This window comes from Rhizobium sp. RU33A, assembly GCF_900156055.1.
GTDB lineage: Bacteria > Pseudomonadota > Alphaproteobacteria > Rhizobiales > Rhizobiaceae > Allorhizobium.
This window is the reverse complement of sequence record NZ_FTMQ01000004.1, coordinates 415,945-433,615: the sequence shown is the minus strand read 5'-3', so window position 1 is coordinate 433,615 and position 17,671 is coordinate 415,945. Positions and strand designations below refer to the sequence as shown.

The window sequence follows — 17,671 nt, the reverse complement described above, 5'->3', positions numbered from 1 at the left end:
TTCCGCGACCGCGGCCTCACAGAAAACGCGGCTCAGGCCGAGGCCTTCTCGACCTGCTCTGCCACCTTCGCAGGGACCGCCGTGTCGTTGGCAGGGCGCTTGGTCATGATCTTCAGGACGCGCGCGAGCGTGTCAGGAATGTCGTGACGCTTGACCACCATGTCGACCATGCCGTGTTCCAGCAGGTATTCCGAGGTCTGGAAGCCTTCCGGCAGCTTCTCGCGGATCGTCTGCTCGATAACGCGCTTGCCGGCAAAGCAGATCTCGGCACCCGGCTCTGCAATGTGGAGATCGCCCAGCATGGCGTAAGATGCCGTCACGCCGCCCGTGGTCGGGTTGGTGAGGACGACGATGTAAGGCTGGCCAGCTTCCTTCAGCATGTCGACGGCAACCGTCGTGCGCGGCAGCTGCATCAGCGAGAGGATACCCTCCTGCATGCGCGCGCCACCCGAAGCCGGGAACATGACCAGCGGGCACTTTTCCTTGATGGCGCGTTCGAAGGCCTTCACGATCGCTTCGCCAGCGGCAATGCCGAGCGAACCGCCCATGAAGTTGAACTCGTGGACGACGGCAACGAGCTTCAGGCCCTGCACTGTGCCGACGCCGGCAACGATCGTGTCTTCCTGATCCGTCTTCATGCGGCTGTCACGAAGACGGTCGGTGTATTTCTTGGAATCGCGGAACTTCAGCGGATCCTGCGCGACTTTCGGCTGCGGCAGGGCTTCGAACTGGCCACCGTCGAAGAGATCGATCAGGCGCGACTTTGCCGGCATCTTCATGTGATAGCCGGAGGCCGGGATCACCCACTTGTTCTCTTCCAGGTCCTTATGGAAGACCATCTCGCCCGTTTCCGGGCACTTGATCCAGAGGTTTTCCGGAACTTCGCGGCGACCCAGCATGGAATTGATGCGCGGGCGCACATAGTTGGTGATCCAGTTCACGCGGCTTACTCCTGATATTTAAAGCCCATATGGGGTGCTTATTCGGCAGCAGCAAGGCGTGCAGACCGCACGCCTGTTGCCAGTCCGCGCACCAGCGTGGCGACGGCCTGAACCGTATCCGCCGTCGCTTTGCCATCGGCTGTGAGATTGGTGGCAACCTGATTGACGATCGCGGTCCCCACCACGACGCCATCGGCATTGGCGCCGATCAGGCGGGCATGCTCGGCGGTCTTGACGCCAAAGCCGACGCAGATCGGCAGGTCCGTATGCGCCTTGATGCGCTGGACGGCACCGGCAACACGGGAGGGATCCGGCAGTGCCGAACCGGTGATGCCGTTCATCGAGACGTAATAGACGAAGCCCGAGGTGTTCTTGAGAACGGTGGGCAGACGTTTGTCGTCAGTCGTCGGGGTTGCCAGGCGGATAAAGTTGATGTCACGGCTGCGGGCGGGAATGCAGAGTTCGTCATCCATTTCCGGCGGCAGATCGACGACGATCAGGCCATCGATGCCGGCAGCCAATGCGTCGTCAAGGAAACGCTCGACGCCATAGACGTAGATCGGGTTGTAGTAGCCCATCATCACGATCGGCGTTTCGTTGTCCGTCTTGCGGAATTCACGCGCTAGATCAAGCGTGCGAACGAGGGTCTGGCCGGCTTTCAGGGCCCGCTGGCCGGCAAGCTGGATCGCCGGGCCATCGGCCATGGGATCCGAGAAGGGCATGCCGAGCTCGATAACGTCGGCGCCGGCTTCCGGCAGCGCCTTCATGATCGCGAGCGACGTGTCATAGTCCGGGTCGCCACCCATGAAATAGGTGACGAGAGCCGGGCGGCCTTCTGCTTTCAGTGCAGCGAAACGTTGGTCCATACGCGCAGTCATGATCAGAGCCCCATACCGAGAATCTTGCCGACAGTGAAGATGTCCTTGTCGCCGCGGCCGCAGAGGTTCATCACAATGATCTGGTCCTTGTCCATCTTCGGGGCTCGCTTGACGACCTCGGCGAGCGCATGGCTTGGCTCGAGCGCCGGGATGATGCCTTCGGTGCGCGTCAGCAGCTGGAAGGCGGCGAGCGCCTCGTCGTCCCTGATCGGAACATATTCGACGCGGCCCATATCCTTCAGCCAGGAATGCTCCGGGCCAATACCCGGATAATCGAGGCCGGCGGAGATCGAGTGACCTTCCTTGATCTGGCCGTCGCCGTCCTGCAGCAGATAGGTGCGGTTGCCATGCAGGACGCCGGGCGTCCCTGCGGTCAGCGAAGCGCAGTGCTCCTCGCCTTCGAGACCCTTGCCACCGGCTTCGACGCCAACGATACGGACACTCTCGTCATCCAGGAAGGGATGGAAGAGGCCGATCGCGTTCGAACCACCACCGACGGCAGCAATCAGCATATCCGGCAGGCGGCCTTCGGCAGCCAGCATCTGCTCGCGCGTTTCGCGGCCGATGACCGACTGGAAGTCGCGGACCATCTCCGGATAGGGATGCGGGCCGGCGGCTGTGCCGATCATGTAATAGGTGTCATCGACATTGGTGACCCAGTCGCGCAACGCCTCGTTCATGGCGTCCTTGAGGGTGCCATGGCCTGAGGTAACCGGCTTCACCTCGGCACCGAGCAGCTTCATGCGGAAAACGTTCGGCGCCTGGCGCTCGACGTCGGTCGCGCCCATGTAGACGACGCAAGGTATGCCGAAGCGAGCGGCGACCGTGGCAGATGCTACGCCATGCTGGCCGGCGCCGGTTTCAGCGATGATGCGGGTCTTGCCCATGCGCTTGGCGAGCAGGATCTGGCCGAGGCAGTTGTTGATCTTGTGCGAACCGGTGTGGTTCAGCTCATCGCGCTTGAAGTAGATCTTCGCGCCGCCGAGTTCTTCGGTCAGACGCTCGGCGAAATAGAGCGGGCTTGGGCGACCGGTGTAATGGGTGTTGAGATGCGCCAGTTCGGCCTGGAATTCCGGATCCGTCTTCGCCTTTTCCCATTCCGCCTGCAGGTCGAGGATCAGCGGCATCAGCGTCTCGGCGACGAAACGGCCACCGAAGATGCCGAAGCGGCCGTCTTCGTCTGGACCTTCACGGAAGGAATTGGGTTTCGGTGACTGGTTCACTTGACACTCCCTGAAACCGGCTGTGCACGACTTGCCTCGGCAACGGCCGCAAAAAACTCATCCATTGTCTGCAGATCCTTGACGCCCGGCGCAGACTCCACCCCGGAGGACACGTCGATTGCCCGCGCTCCGGTTTCCCGCAGAGCCTCTGCGATATTGGCCTTGTTGAGGCCTCCGGAAAGCATGTAATCGACGCTGTCGTCAAGCGAACGCAAGAGACGCCAATCGAAGGTCACACCATTGCCGCCCGGCAGATCTGAGCCCACAGGCGGTTTGGCATCGAACAGAAAACGATCGGCAATACCGATATAGGGCTCGATGCGCCTCAAATCATCGGCATCGCGGATGGAAAATGCCTTCATGATCGGAAGACCGGTCACGGCCTTGACGGTCAGCAGCCGTTCCGGGCTTTCGTGGCCATGGAACTGCAGGATATCAGGACGCATCAAGGCGATGATCTCGTCGAGATCGTCATTGTCGGCGTCAACAGTCACCGCCACGCTCTTCACACGGCCGCGAACGCGGTCGGCGAGCACGCCGGCGATGTCGGGCTCTATGTTGCGAGGGCTCTTTTCAAAGAAGATGAAGCCGATATGGCTCGCGCCGCAGTCAGCCGCACGATCGACCGCCTCCGGCGTCTTCAGTCCGCAGATCTTTATATCGGGTCTCATGGCAGCGAAGTCGCACGAAATCAAAAAAGAGTCGAGCCAATTTGCGACAGAGGCTGAAAGGTCGCGGGGTCTTTCAGTCGAAGTCGATCGCATGAAGGGCCGAGCCATGACGCTTCAGCCAGGCCTTCGCTTCGTCCATGGGGGGGCAGAGCTCCTTGCAAAGTGCCCAGAAGGCCGGACCGTGGTTCATCTCCCGCAAATGCGCAACCTCGTGGGCAGCGAGATAGTCGATAACCAGAGGCGGCGCCATGACGATGCGCCAGGAGAAGCTCAGCTTGCCGTCCCAGGAACAGGATCCCCATCTGCTGCGGGTATCCTTCAGCGTCATGCTCTTGACGGGCTTGCCGACATTTCTGGCATGCAGAGCCACGAGGCGCTCGAGGTCGTGGCGTGCTTCCTTCTTGAGGAAATCCGCGACGCGCCTCGGCAGATGGTCCTCGAGGCCGCTGACGCTGAGGACATGGCCCATCTCGCTGTCGATCGATTGGGTCAGGCCGCGCAACTGACCTGTATGGACGATACGATGGGGAATGCCTCGGAGTAGAATTTCTCCGCCATCCTCAATGGCGCCCACCGTTTTTTGGCGCTTGAGCTTGGTGCTGAGCCAGCCCTGATGGCGATCGAGAAAGTCGTCGATGTCCCGTTCGCGCAGCCCTGGCGGAATTGTCATCTTCAAAGCGCGCCCGCCGGGCTCGATCCTGAGCGTGATGCGGGTCGCGCGGCTGTTCTTTCTGATGGTCAGCGGAATGGACCGTCCATCCACGGCAATCGCCCGCTCCAGCTGGATCGCCGGGGCTCTCTGCGGTGTCAGCTTTTTCAGCAGGGGAAACATGCGTGTGTTCTAGCCGATTCGGGAGCTCTTCTTGCAACAAAAAAGGCCGGCGCACGAGCGCCGACCCCGGTTGCGACAGGATGGCTCGACCGGTCAGTTGCCGGTGAAACCCTGGGCGGGACCGCCCTCGCCTGAAGTCTTCATCTGCTGACGGTCGCGCATGAAGCGGTCGAACTCTTCCTGGTCCTTCGCCCGACGCAGTTCGCGGGCGTAGTTGTCGAATTCGGCACGCATCTCATCGAGACGGCGACGTTCTTCGTCGAGACGCCCGAGTTCGGTCTTGCGCCACTCGTCAAAGGCGACATTCCCGGTTGAGGCAGGCGCAGTATAGCTGTTGGAGCGGCACCAGGCGAAGGCACTATCCGCCTTCTGATTGGCTTCCCGCTTGAAGTTCTGAAACTTCTCGCCAAACAGGATATAGGCAAGCATGGCCAGACCGAGCGGCCAGAAGACCATGAAGCCGAGCACCATCAAGGCGACGGTTGCCGGAGTCCAATCCGGCCGAAGCAGTGCTGACTGGTTCATCATCGATAACCTCGTTTTGCGCGGACAGCGGAATGCCGTCCGATGGTTTCGATGTGGGAAATGCCGCCCTGCCCTTCAAGAAAGAAGCGGACCCAATCGGAGAACCGACTGAATCCGCTTCTTAAATTCGGAATGACGAAAATGTCAGAGAGCCTTGCCGCCCTTGATGACGCGCTTGACCGGAGTGGTGGTCTTGGCCTTCTTGCCGTGTGTGCGGGCGAATTCGACAATGCGCGGCGCGATTTCGCGACGGAAACGCGAGCCATTGAAGACGCCGTAGTGGCCAACGTCCGGCTGCATGTAATGCAGGCGCATATCGTCAGGAATGTTGGTGCAGATGGTCTGCGCCGCCTTGGTCTGACCGAGACCAGAGATGTCGTCGTTTTCGCCTTCGACTGTCAGGAGCGCGACGTTGCGGATCGCTGTCGTGTCGACGCGCTTGTTGCGATGCATCATCTCGCCCTTGGGCAGGGAGTGCTTGATGAACACCGTCTCGACGGTCTGGAGATAGAATTCTGCCGTCAGGTCCATGACCGCCAGATATTCATCGTAGAAGTCGCGGTGCTTTTCGGCCGGTTCCCCGTCGTTCTTGACGAGGTGCATGTAAAACTCCTTGTGCGCAATCATGTGCCGATCGAGGTTCATCGACATAAAGCCCGAGAGCTGCAGGAAGCCCGGATAGACCTGACGCATGAAGCCGGGCTGCGGCCACGGCACCTGCATGATGACATTGTCGCGGAACCATTCGAGAGGCTTGTCCTGGGCCAGCTGATTGACAGCGGTCGGGTTGATGCGTGTGTCGATCGGGCCGCCCATGAGAGTCATAGATGCCGGAGCACAGGTGTCTCCATCGGCTTCCATGACGGCTACGGCGGCAAGCACGGGCACGGAGGGCTGACAGACGGCAACGACATGGGTGTCGGGGCCGAGATGGTGAAGCATGTCGATGACGTAGTCGATGTAATCGTCGAGATCGAAGTCGCCCTCGGTCACGGGAACCATCCGGGCGTCGATCCAGTCGCTGATATAGATGTCAGCACTTGGCAGCAGCGCCTCGACTGTGCCGCGCAGCAATGTGGCATAGTGGCCGGACATCGGGGCGACGATCAGGATGCGCGGGCCTTTTTCGGCACCGGCCGGCAGATGCCGCTTGAAGTGGATCATGTCACAGAATGGCTTGCGCCAAACGATCTCTTCCTCGACCTTCACGCTCTCACCATCGACGGTGGTTGTCGGGAGGCCGAAGGCGGGCTTGCCATAGCGGCGCGTCACACGTTCGAAAACTTCGAAGCCTGCTGAGAAGGAGCGCCCCACGACGGTGTGCGACCAAGGGTTCAATGGATTTTTCCAGGCGAGGTTCATTGCGTCGGCGGTTGCCCGGAAAGGCGCCATGACTGCATGGTTCAGTTCATAGAGCTGATAGAACATGGGTTCTGTACCTTTTTGTCGGACCAGAGGGTCCGCGTTCATTCGCTACACTAACAGACTTTGTGCATCGCAAAAGCCCGGATTTTCCCTCCTTTCGCAGCACATAAAGTCTCATGACTTCGGATGATGTTCGAAAAGCCTTAAGGTTCCCTCCCCTCGATGGGGTTAATCAACGATCACATTGTTCACCCGAATTTGCAGCCGCGACCCTTTCCGAGGCTTGCGAATTGATGTTTGTTCCATCCGTCATCCCAAGACATGTGTGAAGGAACACCATGACCAGCAGCAATCACCGCCAGTCCGAATACAATGTCGATCCGATCTTTCTCGATCGATGGTCGCCGCGTGCCTTTGACGGAAGCACGATGCCGAAGGAAGATCTCCTGACCATCCTCGATGCCGCGCATTGGGCGCCGTCAGCGTTCAACTACCAGCCCTGGCGCTTCATCTACGCCCTGAAGGGAACACCTGAGTTCGACAAGTTTCTCGATATCCTGATCGAGTTCAACCAGGGTTGGGCCAAGAATGCCGCTGCCCTCGTCTTCATCTTTTCCGACACACTGAGCCGTCCGGCCGATGGTTCGGAGCCGAAGTCCTATCGCAGCCACAGTTTCGACGCGGGTGCGGCCTGGGGTCTGCTCTCGGTTCAGGCCATCAAGTCGGGCTATTTCGCCCACGCAATGACCGGCTTCGACTTCGATCGGGCCGTCTCGGAGCTGGGCGCGCCTGATGGTTTCCACATCAACGCAGCGGTCGCCATCGGCAAGTTGGGTGACAAGGAAGCGCTGCCGGAAGGTCTGCGTTCGAAGGAAACGCCGAATGGTCGCAAGCCGCTTGCAGAGGTGGCATTCGAGGGACGTTTCTGAGCGCCCGCATTCATGGTTTCACGTGAATCACGTTAACCATCTCAACAACTAAACCTGTTGATCAAGAAAAAGGGCCGCTCCCAAGTAGCGGCCCTTTTGATTTGCGATCTACCGATATCAGATGTCGAGGTTGGCGACGCTGAGCGCGTTGTCCTGAATGAACTCGCGGCGAGGCTCGACCTCATCGCCCATAAGGCGCGAGAACAGACCGTCGGCGTCGGTCGCGTCGTTGACCCGGACCTGCAGCAGAGAGCGTACGTTCGGATCGAGCGTGGTTTCCCAGAGCTGCTCGGCATTCATTTCGCCGAGGCCCTTGTAGCGCTGCATGGAGAGGCCCTTGCGGCCGGTCGCAAAGATCGAGTCCAGAAGTGCACGTGGACCAGCCATATCGCTGCGGCCGTCCTTACGGGTGAGAACCGGAGGTTCCGAATAGATCTCGCGCAGGCGGGCGGACATCTGGTCCATGTGGCGAGCGTCCGCCGAACCGATGAGGGCCACATCCACGGCAGCGACTTCCTTGACGCCGCGGACCATGCGCTCGAAGCGAAGGCCGCCTTCGTCGGTGACGAAACCCTGCCAGCCGCGTTCGGTGTCTTCGGCGATCATGTCCAGACGACTCGCGACCAGCGCTGCGGTCGCCTCCGCCTGCTGGCGGTTGCCTGTCAGTTCGGGATTGAGCGCACCGGCAATCGCTGCCTGCTCGATGACATTGCGGTTGTAGCGTGAATGAAGGCCATCGATCAGTGACCGCAGACGCAAGGCATCCTGAATCACGTCGCGCAGGTCCTGGCCGGCGCGGACTTCGCCATTGGCGAGCGTGAGGGTCGCCTCTTCGAGACCCATGGTGATCAGATAGTCTTCCAACGCCTTCTCGTCCTTCAGGTACTGGACGGACTTGCCGCGCGAGACCTTATAGAGCGGCGGCTGGGCGATGTAGAGATGACCGCGTTCGATCAATTCCGGCATCTGACGGAAGAAGAATGTCAGCAGAAGCGTTCTGATATGTGCGCCGTCGACATCAGCATCGGTCATGATGATGATCTTGTGGTAGCGCAGCTTGTCGGCGTTGAACTCGTCCTTGCCGATTGATGTACCCAGCGCTGTGATCAGCGTGCCGATTTCCTGGCTTGAGAGCATCTTGTCGAAGCGGGCGCGCTCAACGTTGAGGATCTTACCACGCAGTGGCAGGATCGCCTGGTTTTCGCGCGAACGTCCCTGCTTCGCGGAGCCACCTGCCGAGTCACCCTCGACGAGGAAGAGTTCGGATTTGGCCGGATCGCGCTCGGAGCAGTCGGCGAGCTTGCCAGGCAGGGAGGCGATATCGAGTGCACCCTTGCGGCGGGTCAGCTCACGCGCCTTGCGGGCGGCTTCGCGGGCAACCGCCGCCTCGACCACCTTGCCGACCAGGATCTTTGCTTCCGTCGGGTGTTCCTCGAACCAAGTGCTGAGCGCCTCGTTGACGAGGTTTTCGACCACTGGGCGCACTTCCGACGAAACGAGCTTGTCCTTCGTCTGCGACGAGAACTTGGGATCCGGTACCTTTACCGAGAGGACAGCCGAAAGACCTTCGCGGCAGTCTTCACCCTGCAGCGACACCTTCTCCTTCTTGGTGATGCCCGAGCTATCCGCATAGGACGTCACCTGACGGGTCAGAGCGGCGCGGAAGCCGGCCATATGGGTGCCGCCGTCGCGCTGGGGAATGTTGTTGGTGAAGCAGAGCACGTTCTCGTGGTAGCTGTCGTTCCACCACATGGCGACTTCGACAGTGATCCCGTCCTTCTCACCCTTGATGGCCACCGGCTTGTCTACGAGCGGCTTCTTGGAGCGATCGAGATAGCGGACGAAGGCTTCAAGGCCGCCGTCATAGAGCATCTCTTCCTGACGGATGTCGGACTTGCGCTTGTCGGTCAGAAGAATGCGGACACCGGAATTCAGGAAGGCGAGCTCGCGAAGGCGATGCTCGAGCGTTCCATAATCGAAATCGACATTGGTGAAGGTCTCGGTGCTGGGCAGGAAGGTTACTTCCGTTCCAGAACGGCCCTCATATTCACCGATCACCTTCAGCGGACCGTCGGCCACGCCATGGGTAAAAGTGATTTCATGCAGCTTGTTGTTGCGGCGGATTTTCAGGTTGAGCTTGACCGAAAGCGCATTGACGACCGATACGCCAACGCCGTGCAGACCACCGGAGACCTTGTAGGAATTCTGGTCGAACTTACCGCCGGCATGCAACTGGGTCATGATGACCTCGGCGGCAGAGACGCCTTCGCCGGTGTGAATGTCCGTCGGAATGCCACGACCGTTGTCCGTCACTGTGACCGAGCCATCGGCATTCAGCGTGACAGTCACGATGTCCGCATGACCGGCCAGCGCTTCGTCGATCGCGTTGTCGACGACTTCGTAGACCATGTGATGGAGGCCGGAGCCGTCGTCGGTATCACCGATATACATGCCGGGGCGCTTGCGGACGGCGTCCAGTCCCTTCAGAACCTTGATCGAGTCAGCGCCATATTCGGCCGGTGCATCATTTTCCGCGATCGGCAAGTCGGTCATTCAGCAATCTTTCCAGTCAATTCTCAAAGGCCCGGCTGATTCGAATCAGCAGCTTCAAGCAGCCCGACTATAGGGGTTTTGGCCTGAGTTCCAAAGGCGAGGGCGTCGTTTCTCGTGGATAGATTGGGCTTTTCAACCCCTTCAAGGCCGTTTTTTGGCGCTATCCAGAATATCCTGCATGTCTCGTATCACATCGGGAGAGAGCTGGCGAATCAGCTTCGCCAGATCGTTGGCGAAGGCCGTGTATTCCGGCTTCATGCCTGAGGTATCCAGCACCACGCGGGGATCGGAACGGCCGGCCGTCGAGAAGAGCTCCTCGGCCTCGTCCCAGATGATGTTGAAGTAGCCGGCAACGCGCTGGAGAAAGTCGAAATTGGGTAAGCCGCGCCTGCCGTGTTCTAGCGCCGAGAGATAGGCGGGCGAGACCCCGATCGCTGCGGCCATCTCCTTCTGAGAGACACCCTTGCGTTCCCGCAACTGCCGCAACGCATCACCAAACGGCGTCATCAGCGCTCCTGTCCGCGGCGGGAGAGCCGCACATAGAGTGCCCCCTCCCCGCCATGCTGACGTGCGGCCGGCTCGTAGGAAGAAATCAGGAAACGGAATTCCGGCAGGGAAAACCAGAGCGGTACCGCGCGCTTCAACGCGCCTTCACTCCCGAGCGAGCTTCCCTTGCCGGTGATTACAAGGACGTGGCGCAGACCCCGATCATGGGCCCGGATGAGGAAATCGAGCAGCATTCCATGCGCCTCACTCTGGATAAGCCCGTGCAAGTCGATCCGCGCCTCAAGCGCCAGATGACCGCGGGAGAGCTTGCGCTTGACCGGCTTTTCCAGCGGGTGGTGGATTCGGGCTGCGGACTTGCGCTCGGCATCTGTGCTTGGGCTCGATGGGGAGACAGCGGCACGATTGAGAGCGGGCACGTCCTTTTCTTCGACCGGAGTCTGGAACTGCTCCTCGAAACTCAGCAGGTCTTCCATACGTCCGGGCATCGGGCGGGTCGAACGCGCGACCTTGCCCCAGAGGATGCGATCTTCCGGATTGAGCTTTGGTCCACCCGACACTCAGACAAACCTCTCTGCCGCCTGCTTCGGGATGAGTATATAGAAGTCGGCCGCGTTGCGCACGGCCCCTGCCAACTCGCCCGCCTGATCTCCGGAGCCCGTAAAGATATCCCCGCGTGCAGGTCCGACGATTGCAGAACCGGTATCGAGCGCCAGCATGGTCCGGGCGAAATCGCGTCCGCCATCCATATGTGTCAGCCCTTTGGCGTTGATGAAAAATGGAAAGCCGAAGGTATGGATCTGACGATCGACCGCGAGTGATCGGCCCGCGATCAGCGGTACCTTGGCGGCGGCAATCGGTCCTCGGGTGAGGTCGTCAACCTCCGCTTCCCGGAAGAAGATATAGGATCGGTTGTGCCAGAGGATCTCGTCCACGCGGTCGGGATGGGTAGAGAGCCAGGCCCGAATCGACTGCATGGAGATATCCGCTTCCGGGATCTCGCCCCTATCGATCAGCAGACGGCCGATGCCGGAAAAGGGATGACCGGCCTTGGCCGCATAGGTTATCCGCCGGACGCGTCCATCGGGATATCGTAATCGTGCGGCACCCTGGACATGAGCGAAGAACACATCGACCTTCGAGCGGGCCCAGGCGATTTCAAGCCCCCTGCGCTCGAGCCAGCCCCGATCAATGTCGCGGCGATCCGGATACGGCTTGAGGCCACTGTCTGTGCGTAGGGCGAATGCGTAACCGGCGTCCAGGTCCGTGGTGCGATTGGCGTCATCCACGTCCACGAGATCCAGAGGACGGCGATAGAAGGGATGGCGGTATTCGTCATCAGGCCGATCGCTGACCGCGACTTCAGGCTCGTAGAATGCCGTAACCAGACCTGCGTTTTGCCCGCTGGGCTCTACCAGGAAGGGTCGCGTTTGCTGTTCGAAGAAAAGCCGCGCCTGAGCTGCGGTGTCCGGACTGTGCGTCGATGCAGCGTCCAGCATAGGCATCAGATCTTCGACGGTCAGTCCCAAAGCACCTGGCTTATATGGTTTGACCGACTGCAGGTATCTCCTACAGTCGGTCAAGGCAGGCCAAAGGGATGAAGGATCGTCGGCTGACCAGCCGGGCAGATCATCGAAGGATGCCGGCCTCAGTCGCCAGGCGCTGAGATCGCTCATTGTTCGGCTTCGGTCGCGATCAGCTTCCAGTTCGGATCGCGCGAGCGCACATCGCGGGCGAAGGTCCACACGTCGTTCACCTCGGACACCGCCTCGGCATCGCCATCAATGATGGCGCCCGTCTTGTCGTAGGTGGCCGTGATCAACTGGCTGACCATGCGAACGGTTACCTGCTCCTCGTTTTCACGAGCGGATGCCTGGATGATGTCCGCCTTCTCGATGCCGACAAAAGTCGACTTCACAATCTCGCCGCGGCTCTCGCGATCGGCGATTGCGCTTTCGAAACCGTCGAAGACCTCGCGGGACAGCAGTCCCTTCAGCGCCTTCCGGTCGCCATCGGCATAGGCCATGACGATCATCTCGTAGGCGATCTTGGCACCGTTCAGGAATTCCTTCGGGTTGAAGCTCGGATCGTGGCGCAGAAGTTCGCGCAACTGATCGTTCAGGGCTGTGCCGGCAGGCGCGTAGGCGTCTACGGCGCCGAAGCGATCTTCAGCGTTGCCATCCTCACGGCGCGGAAGGGTGACAACCTTGCCATCGTCTCGCGCTGCCCCCTTGGCCAGATCGCGCTGTGCGAACGGATCGAACGGCGGCTTTTCATGGCCCGTGCGTCGTCCAAGCACGCTGCGGAGCTGAAAGAAGATCAGAACCGCCGCGACCAGGAAGAACAATGTAACGAAATCGCTAGACCCCATGAATACCGCCAGGCTTGATTGAATTTGATTTTTCTTTCTCCCATATAGTCCGCAGCGCCGCATCATTCAAATGGCGCAATGCATTCTTTGCATCGAGTAAGCGCCGACTCTTGCGATATCCGGATCACAAAGGCGTTTGGAGCAGCCCATGCGCCTTCCCCTGGTGCTTTTTCTCATCGCACCACTCATTGAAATCGCCAGCTTTATCCTGGTCGGACAAGCCATAGGCGTCTTGCCGACCCTGGCACTGATCATTCTCGCAGCCTTCGCAGGTGTCGTACTGCTCCGATATCAGGGGGCGGGTATCCTGCGCCGATTACAGAACGAGGCGCAGCGCGGCATGGATCCCGGACGGGAACTGGTTCACGGTGCCCTTCTGGTGGTTGCTGCCTTTCTTCTGATCGTGCCCGGCTTATTCGGCGATATCATTGGAATTCTGCTCTTCCTGCCCTTCGTTCGTGATCTCGCCTGGCGTCTGATCAAGCCGCGGCTCGTTGTCCGCAGCAGTTTTTCCGACGCCGGTTTCAGGACGAGCCGCCCCAAAGAAGAGAATGTGGTCGACCTCGGCGACGACGAGTATCAGCGTGAACCCGACCCGAACTCGCCTTGGCGCGATCCGCGGATCGGCCGCGACTGACGCTCTGCGGCGCGGGCTCGCAGGGTTGTAAGCGCAAGGTTCAAATGTTAGATGGCCTTAGCAATTCATCTTCAAGGACACGCCCTATGGCCGACAACAATCAGGGAACGGCTTCTCCGTCCCTCAATATTCTCGCCCAGTACATCAAGGATTTTTCGTTTGAAAATCCGGGTGCACCCCGCTCGCTTCAAGCGCGCGACAAGGCGCCGGCCATCAATATCAACGTCAATGTTAATGCAAACCCGCTTTCCGACAACGACTTCGACGTCGTTCTGGCGCTGAATGCGGAAGCCAAGGATGGCGACAAGGTCGTGTTCGTGACCGAGCTGATCTATGGCGGCGTCTTCCGCATCTCGGGCTTCCCGCAGGAACACATGCTGCCGGTTCTCTTCATCGAGTGCCCGCGCCTGCTCTTCCCCTTTGCCCGCCAGATCATCGCCGACGCGACCCGCAACGGTGGCTTCCCGCCGCTTATGATCGATCCGATCGACTTCGCCCAGATGTTCGCTCAGCGTGTTGCCGAAGAGCAGTCCCGCGCGAAGACGCAGTCGGTGCCGAACTGAGACCGCATTCTCTATCTGCCAAAGCAAAGGGCCCTTTTGGGCCCTTTTTTCATGCGTCGTATTTTGACCAGATCGCTTTTCCGCCAAGACGCCCGACGAGTTTGGCATGGCCATCCACCTCGGCCGCGGAGAGACGTGGTGCAAGAGCACGCGGACGGTCGTAGCTGATCTCGACCGCGTCATCGACTTCGCTCGTTTGGCTCCGCCGCGTGTCGATGGTCGTCAGACCTAGTGCTGCCTGCCGGCCGCCGAGCATCTCGATATAGACCTCGGCGAGCAGTTCAGAGTCGAGCAGAGCGCCGTGTTTCGTACGGTGCGAGTTGTCGATGCCGTATCGACGGCAGAGGGCGTCCAACGAGTTCGGCCCCATCGGATGTTTGCGACGCGCGAGCGCCAGCGTGTCGATCACCATGTCGGAGGGGACCGGTGCGAGGCTCAGACGCTCGAACTCAGCGTTGATGAAACCCATGTCGAATGAGGCGTTGTGAGCGATCCACTTGGCGCCTTCAAAGAATTCCTGGAGCTCGGAAACAATCTCGGCGAAGACCGGCTTGTCTTTCAGAAATTCGTCGGTGATGCCGTGCACCGCCAGTGCATCGGGATGAACTTTTCGGTCGGCAGGGTTTATGTAGACATGAAAGGTGCGGCCGGTCGGGAAATGATTGAGCAATTCGATGCCACCGATTTCGATCACCCGGTCAGCCTTGTTGTCGAGCCCGGTCGTTTCCGTATCGAAGATGATCTCACGCATTGTCTGTTCGCTCCGCCTGTTCGCGTAGTTCTCTCACGATCGTTTTGACCTGGGCGCGCGCGCTGTCAATCCCGTGGCCGGTATCAATGACGTAATCGGCCCTGGCGCGCTTTTGCGCATCCGGAACCTGCCTCGAGAGGATCATCTGGAACTTCTCTTCCGTCATTCCGGGCCTTGCGAGCACCCGCGCTCTCTGCATCTCGGGTTCGCAACTCACGACAACGATCCGGTCAACACGCTTTTCGCCGCCAGTCTCGAACAACAAGGGAATGTCGAGCACGACTAAGGCTTGGCCGAGTGCGCTTTGCTGCTCGAGAAAAGTCAGTTCCCTGCTGTGCACCAGAGGATGGACGATGGCTTCGAGCTCTTTGAATTTAGCCGGATTCTTTGCCAGATTCGCCGACAGCTTGGCGCGATCGACAATGCCGTCGACAATGGCACCGGGGAAAAGGCGCGCGACGGGCTCGACGGCTTCCGAGCGGTAGAGTTCGTGAACCACGCGATCTGCATCGTTGACGGGAACACCTTCCTCGGCAAAGAGCGATGCAGTCGTGGACTTGCCCATGCCGATCGAGCCTGTGAGTCCCACGATGATCATGCATGTGCCTCGATGTCATCCAGTACGAGCTGGCGCAACTCAGCTGTCACTTCGGGCTTTTGTCCGAACCATCGTTCAAATCCTGGCGCAGCCTGGTGCAGAAGCATGCCAAGACCATCGACCGTCGGCAGACCAATCTGCTCTGCCTGCTGAAGGAAGGGTGTCTTCAAAGGGACGTAGACGATATCGGTGACAAGGGCGTCGTGCTTCATCCTGTCGAAAGGAAGAGGCGGCGCAGCCGTGCCATCCATGCCCAAAGATGTCGTGTTTACGAAAAGCCCGGCACCGTCCAGAAGGGAATTGAGGGCGTCCATACCATGTGCGTGAAGCGGTGCCCCGAACCTGTCCACGAGTTCCCGTGCGCGATCGACCGTCCGGTTGACGACATGAACTTCTGAGATGCCGCGATCACGAAGCGCCTGCAGAATGGCACGGCTCGCTCCCCCTGCTCCCAGAACCACGGCGCGATCGACCTTATCCCATCCTGGGTGCTGTGCATCGAGATTGGCAACAAAGCCGATGCCGTCCGTGTTGGTCGCGTGCAGCAAGCCGTCTTCACGCCAGAGCGTGTTGGCCGCTCCGAGTTCTTCGGCCACCGGGTCAATCCGATCGGCAAGTCTGCTCGCCGCCTCCTTATGCGGGATCGTGATATTGCCGCCCCGATAGGGACTGTCTGCGTCTTTCAGACGTAGCATGAAGTCGGCAAAGTCCTCCGGTGACACAGCGATCTTCTCATAACTACCGGGTAGATCGTAGGTCTCAAGCCAGTGCCCATGGATCATCGGCGAGCGAGAATGCTTGATTGGATAGCCGGCGACAAAAGCACGGGGCAAAAATGTTTCACGTGAATCACGCATGGTTAATCTCATGCTGACGAAGAGCGGCCAGGAGCGGCAAAAGCGGTAGACCAAGGATGGTGAAATAGTCGCCGGCGATAGCATCAAAGAGCTGAATGCCCTCGCCTTCGAGCTGATAGCAGCCAACGCTGGACAAGATCGACTTTCCAATGCGCTCGATGTAGCCGTCCAGGAACTCATCAGAAAAGTCACGAACCTGCATGCAGGCTTTCGTCACGTCGCTCCAGAGAAGTTCACCGTCTCGCACCAGACAGACTGCACTGTTCAGGAAGTGTGCCTTGCCGCGCAGGCTGATCAAGGTCTGCCGGGCCTCATCCAGCGAAGCGGCCTTGTGAAAGATCTGGTTTCCGAGAGACATGGTCTGGTCGCAACCGATGACAAAGGCGCCTGGAGCGCGCTCCGACACATCCATGGCCTTGGCCAGCGCCAGGTGCCGGGCAACCGATACGGGGTCTCTTCCTGCGAGTGGCAGGTTTTCCTCGATCGCTCTTTCATCCACCGTCGCAGGGATCGCGATGAAGTCGAGGCCGGCATTTTTCAGGAGCATCTGGCGCGCCGTGCTGCCCGACGCGAGAATCAAGGGTGAGCCCATGCTGAGACCTTCGTATTGGTATTGTCCTGAATTAGCGCGGCTTGGGACGCAGAGCAACAATGGCCGCCGCCGTCTCCTCGATCGACCGACGTGTTACGTCGATCAGAGGCCAGTTGTTGCGCGCGCACAGCGAGCGGGCGTATTTCAACTCTTCCGTGATCGATGCGCGGTCGACATATTCGCTGCGGTCATAACCGGTTGTCGCTCCGAGAACCCGGTTCTCGCGAACCTGTGAAATCCGGTCGGACGTTGCGATCAGGCCGACGATGAGGGGGCGTGTTGCTTTCAGCAATCCTTCGGGCAGCGGAACGCCGGGGACGATTGGCAGGTTCGCCGTCTTGATGCCGCGGTTGGCGAGATAGATGCTCGTCGGGGTCTTGGAGGTCCGGCTGATGCCGATGATCACGACGTCGGCCTGATCATAATCTTCCGGCGCCTGGCCATCATCATGGTCCATGGTGAAATTCAACGCTTCGATGCGTGCGAAATATTCGGCGTTCAGAACATGTTGAGCACCGACACGCCCTCGGGACGGCGCACCCAGGTAATCCTGGAACTTCTCGATGATCGGGGCCAGCACGTTGACGCAGGGCAAGCCCAGTTCATGACATCCCGTTTCGACAAGTGCTGCGAGATCCTGGTCGACGATCGTGTAGAGCACGATACCAGGTTCGCGATCGAGCGCATCGATCAAAGCCTTGATCTGTTTCTTGCTTCGGATCAGGGGATAAACATGCTCGATGGCATTGGAACCACGAAATTGCGCCGCTGCTGCTCGGCCTGCCGAGATCAGAGTCTCCCCCGTTGAGTCAGAAATCAGGTGGAGATGAAAGAAGTTTTTCCGGTTCTCCACGTTCTTCACCGCACCCTGTTGATAGTCT

General features: G+C 59.7%; 20 protein-coding genes. 3 read left to right on the top strand and 17 right to left on the bottom strand.

What is annotated here, in order from left to right:
* Positions 1-32: 32 nt before the first annotated feature.
* From accD to BW978_RS17305, 7 genes are all read right to left on the bottom strand, one after another.
* Complete coding sequence (accD, locus tag BW978_RS17335) at positions 33-941, bottom strand: acetyl-CoA carboxylase, carboxyltransferase subunit beta (RefSeq protein WP_076397066.1); 909 nt, start codon at positions 939-941, stop codon at positions 33-35.
* Positions 942-979: 38 nt separating this feature from the next.
* Positions 980-1,819 (bottom strand): tryptophan synthase subunit alpha, encoded by an 840-nt coding sequence (trpA, locus tag BW978_RS17330; protein WP_069042723.1) that lies wholly within the window; start codon positions 1,817-1,819, stop codon positions 980-982.
* Positions 1,820-1,821: 2 nt separating this feature from the next.
* On the bottom strand, positions 1,822-3,042 hold the full coding sequence (trpB, locus tag BW978_RS17325) for a tryptophan synthase subunit beta (RefSeq protein ID WP_054149999.1): 1,221 nt from the start codon (positions 3,040-3,042) through the stop codon (positions 1,822-1,824).
* The gene (locus BW978_RS17320) at positions 3,039-3,713 is read right to left on the bottom strand and encodes a phosphoribosylanthranilate isomerase (protein ID WP_076397130.1); all 675 of its coding nucleotides are present in this window, start codon (positions 3,711-3,713) and stop codon (positions 3,039-3,041) included. Before BW978_RS17320 ends, trpB begins: the two co-directional genes overlap by 4 nt.
* Before the next feature lie 73 nt (positions 3,714-3,786).
* A complete protein-coding gene (locus BW978_RS17315; RefSeq protein WP_076397065.1) occupies positions 3,787-4,545 on the bottom strand; it encodes a M48 family metallopeptidase in 759 nt (252 codons plus the stop codon).
* Between the two features lie 93 nt (positions 4,546-4,638).
* The gene (locus BW978_RS17310; protein ID WP_076397129.1) at positions 4,639-5,070 is read right to left on the bottom strand and encodes a DUF2852 domain-containing protein; all 432 of its coding nucleotides are present in this window, start codon (positions 5,068-5,070) and stop codon (positions 4,639-4,641) included.
* A 144-nt stretch (positions 5,071-5,214) separates the two neighbouring features.
* A complete protein-coding gene (locus tag BW978_RS17305; RefSeq protein WP_076397064.1) occupies positions 5,215-6,498 on the bottom strand; it encodes a polyhydroxyalkanoate depolymerase in 1,284 nt (427 codons plus the stop codon).
* Between the two features lie 275 nt (positions 6,499-6,773).
* Here BW978_RS17305 and BW978_RS17300 point away from each other — a divergent pair, with 275 nt between their 5' ends.
* Positions 6,774-7,364: a nitroreductase family protein gene (locus tag BW978_RS17300; RefSeq protein ID WP_076397063.1), complete on the top strand. Its 591-nt coding sequence runs from the start codon at positions 6,774-6,776 to the stop codon at positions 7,362-7,364.
* A gap of 117 nt (positions 7,365-7,481) precedes the next feature.
* On the opposite strand, the gene gyrB is transcribed toward BW978_RS17300, so the two are convergent.
* The 5 genes from gyrB to BW978_RS17275 form a co-directional block, all read right to left on the bottom strand.
* Positions 7,482-9,917: a DNA topoisomerase (ATP-hydrolyzing) subunit B gene (gyrB, locus tag BW978_RS17295; RefSeq protein ID WP_076397062.1), complete on the bottom strand. Its 2,436-nt coding sequence runs from the start codon at positions 9,915-9,917 to the stop codon at positions 7,482-7,484.
* Between the two features lie 141 nt (positions 9,918-10,058).
* Entirely contained in the window at positions 10,059-10,424 is a 366-nt protein-coding gene (locus tag BW978_RS17290; RefSeq protein WP_076397061.1) for a helix-turn-helix domain-containing protein, read from the bottom strand.
* On the bottom strand, positions 10,424-10,981 hold the full coding sequence (locus BW978_RS17285) for a Smr/MutS family protein (RefSeq protein WP_076397060.1): 558 nt from the start codon (positions 10,979-10,981) through the stop codon (positions 10,424-10,426). The genes BW978_RS17290 and BW978_RS17285 overlap by 1 nt, the downstream gene beginning before the upstream one ends.
* Positions 10,982-12,097, bottom strand: coding sequence for a murein transglycosylase A (locus tag BW978_RS17280; protein ID WP_076397059.1), 1,116 nt, complete (start codon positions 12,095-12,097; stop codon positions 10,982-10,984).
* Entirely contained in the window at positions 12,094-12,792 is a 699-nt protein-coding gene (locus BW978_RS17275; protein ID WP_076397058.1) for a Tim44/TimA family putative adaptor protein, read from the bottom strand. Before BW978_RS17275 ends, BW978_RS17280 begins: the two co-directional genes overlap by 4 nt.
* A 148-nt stretch (positions 12,793-12,940) precedes the next feature.
* Between BW978_RS17275 and BW978_RS17270 the strand changes: the two genes are divergently transcribed.
* Both BW978_RS17270 and secB read left to right on the top strand, forming a co-directional pair.
* A complete protein-coding gene (locus BW978_RS17270) occupies positions 12,941-13,429 on the top strand; it encodes an FxsA family protein (protein WP_076397057.1) in 489 nt (162 codons plus the stop codon).
* An 86-nt stretch (positions 13,430-13,515) separates the two neighbouring features.
* Positions 13,516-13,992 (top strand): protein-export chaperone SecB, encoded by a 477-nt coding sequence (gene secB, locus BW978_RS17265; RefSeq protein WP_054150010.1) that lies wholly within the window; start codon positions 13,516-13,518, stop codon positions 13,990-13,992.
* Between the two features lie 49 nt (positions 13,993-14,041).
* On the opposite strand, the gene dnaQ is transcribed toward secB, so the two are convergent.
* The 5 genes from dnaQ to BW978_RS17240 are packed head-to-tail and all read right to left on the bottom strand — an operon-like array spanning position 14,042 to position 17,643.
* A complete protein-coding gene (dnaQ, locus tag BW978_RS17260; protein WP_076397056.1) occupies positions 14,042-14,743 on the bottom strand; it encodes a DNA polymerase III subunit epsilon in 702 nt (233 codons plus the stop codon).
* A complete protein-coding gene (gene coaE / locus BW978_RS17255) occupies positions 14,736-15,341 on the bottom strand; it encodes a dephospho-CoA kinase (RefSeq protein ID WP_076397055.1) in 606 nt (201 codons plus the stop codon). The genes dnaQ and coaE overlap by 8 nt, the downstream gene beginning before the upstream one ends.
* Entirely contained in the window at positions 15,338-16,198 is an 861-nt protein-coding gene (locus BW978_RS17250; protein WP_076397054.1) for a shikimate dehydrogenase, read from the bottom strand. The genes coaE and BW978_RS17250 overlap by 4 nt, the downstream gene beginning before the upstream one ends.
* The gene (locus BW978_RS17245; RefSeq protein WP_076397053.1) at positions 16,191-16,790 is read right to left on the bottom strand and encodes a Maf-like protein; all 600 of its coding nucleotides are present in this window, start codon (positions 16,788-16,790) and stop codon (positions 16,191-16,193) included. The genes BW978_RS17250 and BW978_RS17245 overlap by 8 nt, the downstream gene beginning before the upstream one ends.
* Positions 16,791-16,821: 31 nt before the next feature.
* Positions 16,822-17,643, bottom strand: a complete 822-nt coding sequence (locus BW978_RS17240; RefSeq protein WP_006724214.1) for a pyruvate, water dikinase regulatory protein — start codon at positions 17,641-17,643, stop codon at positions 16,822-16,824.
* Between the last annotated feature and the right edge of the window lie 28 nt (positions 17,644-17,671).